The 1901-nt window shown below is 50.8% G+C and carries 2 tRNA genes and 3 rRNA genes; all 5 read left to right on the top strand.

The features are described from left to right. Positions 1–98: ribosomal RNA gene (locus tag HQN87_RS31930) — 16S ribosomal RNA — on the top strand; the annotation flags it as partial. 124 nt (positions 99–222) lie between these two features. Continuing rightward, positions 223–339 (top strand): 5S ribosomal RNA (gene rrf, locus HQN87_RS31925). A gap of 44 nt (positions 340–383) precedes the next feature. Further along, positions 384–460: transfer RNA gene (locus HQN87_RS31920), tRNA-Ile, on the top strand. A 27-nt stretch (positions 461–487) separates the two neighbouring features. Beyond that, positions 488–563, top strand: a tRNA-Ala gene (locus tag HQN87_RS31915). Between the two features lie 242 nt (positions 564–805). Then, positions 806–1901: ribosomal RNA gene (locus HQN87_RS31910) — 23S ribosomal RNA — on the top strand; the annotation flags it as partial.

Below are 1901 nucleotides of genomic sequence, written 5' to 3'. Positions count from 1 at the left end.
ACCCGCAAGGGAGCCAGCCGCCGAAGGTGGGGTAGATGATTGGGGTGAAGTCGTAACAAGGTAGCCGTATCGGAAGGTGCGGCTGGATCACCTCCTTTCTATGGAGAATCGTTTCCTGCAACGGAAACATTCAAATCGGAAGCTAAGCTTCCACAAGTGAACCTTCGGGTTCGAACACTCACTCGTGTTCAGTTTTGAAAGAGCAAGTCTCTTTCGTATGCGTTTGGTGGCGATAGCGGAGGGGTTCCACACGTACCCATCCCGAACACGACCGTTAAGCCCTCCAGCGCCGATGGTACTTGGACCGAAGGGTCCTGGGAGAGTAGGACGCCGCCAAGCGAACAATCAATTTATTGATTGATTCACAATGTTATCTGTTATATGGGCTTTTAGCTCAGTTGGTTAGAGCGCACCTCTGATAAGGGTGAGGTCGGTGGTTCGAGTCCACCAAGGCCCACCATATAACATTTTAATTGAATACCATTTTGGGGCCATAGCTCAGCTGGGAGAGCGCCTGCCTTGCAAGCAGGAGGTCAGCGGTTCGATCCCGCTTGGCTCCACCAAAACTTCTTTACAAAAGTATATGCAAGAACTTGATCCTTGAAAACTGGATACCGAAACGAATTTGCGTTTTAGAACATTCCTTTAAGCTGAACTTGTGTAAACAAGTTTCAATATTATAGTGATGCTAAGCGAAGATTTTGGATGATGAAGTGACCTTTGGCTTTGAATGTGTTGGTGAATGGAGCAATCCATGAACAGCATTCAAAACAAGATGAGCGAATCAGCCAAACATCGGAGCGTTGGTTAAGCTAATAAGAGCACACGGAGGATGCCTAGGCGCCAGGAGCCGACGAAGGACGTGGCGAACAACGAAACTGCCTCGGGGAGCTGTAAGCAAGCTTTGATCCGGGGGTGTCCGAATGGGGAAACCCAGCTGTGGTAATTCGCAGTTACTCGTATCTGAATACATAGGATACGCAGAGGCAGACCAGGGGAACTGAAACATCTAAGTACCCTGAGGAAGAGAAAACAATAGTGATTCCGTCAGTAGCGGCGAGCGAACGCGGAACAGCCTAAACCAAGGGGCTTGCCCCTTGGGGTTGTGGGACGTCTCACATGGAGTTACAAAGGAATATGGTAGGTGAAGAGGTCTGGAAAGGCCCGCGATAGAGGTAAAAGCCCTGTAGCCTAAACTGTGTTCTCTCCGAGACGGATCCCGAGTAGTGCGGGGCACGTGAAACCCCGTATGAATCCAGCAGGACCATCTGCTAAGGCTAAATACTACCTGGCGACCGATAGTGAAACAGTACCGTGAGGGAAAGGTGAAAAGCACCCCGGAAGGGGAGTGAAATAGAACCTGAAACCGTGTGCTTACAAAAAGTCAGAGCCCTTTCTATGGGTGATGGCGTGCCTTTTGTAGAATGAACCGGCGAGTTACGTTTAACATGCAAGGTTAAGGTGAGAAGCCGGAGCCGCAGCGAAAGCGAGTCTGAATAGGGCGACTGAGTATGTGGACGTAGACCCGAAACCGTGTGATCTACCCCTGTCCAGGGTGAAGGTGCGGTAACACGCACTGGAGGCCCGAACCCACGCATGTTGAAAAATGCGGGGATGAGGTGGGGGTAGCGGAGAAATTCCAATCGAACTCGGAGATAGCTGGTTCTCCCCGAAATAGCTTTAGGGCTAGCCTCGGTGAATGGAGTGGTGGAGGTAGAGCACTGATTGGGTGCGGGGCCCGCAAGGGTTACCAAGCTCAGTCAAACTCCGAATGCCATTTACTTCTTGCCGGGAGTCAGACAGTGAGTGCTAAGATCCATTGTCAAAAGGGAAACAGCCCAGACCATCAGCTAAGGTCCCCAAGTGTGTGTTAAGTGGGAAAGGATGTGGAGTTGCACAGA

It is taken from the genome of Paenibacillus tritici (assembly GCF_013204885.1).
In the GTDB taxonomy this organism is placed as follows: Bacteria; Bacillota; Bacilli; order Paenibacillales; family Paenibacillaceae; genus Paenibacillus_AQ; species Paenibacillus_AQ tritici.
The sequence above is the reverse complement of the archived record's forward strand: the minus strand, read 5'-3'. Positions and strand labels throughout refer to the sequence as shown.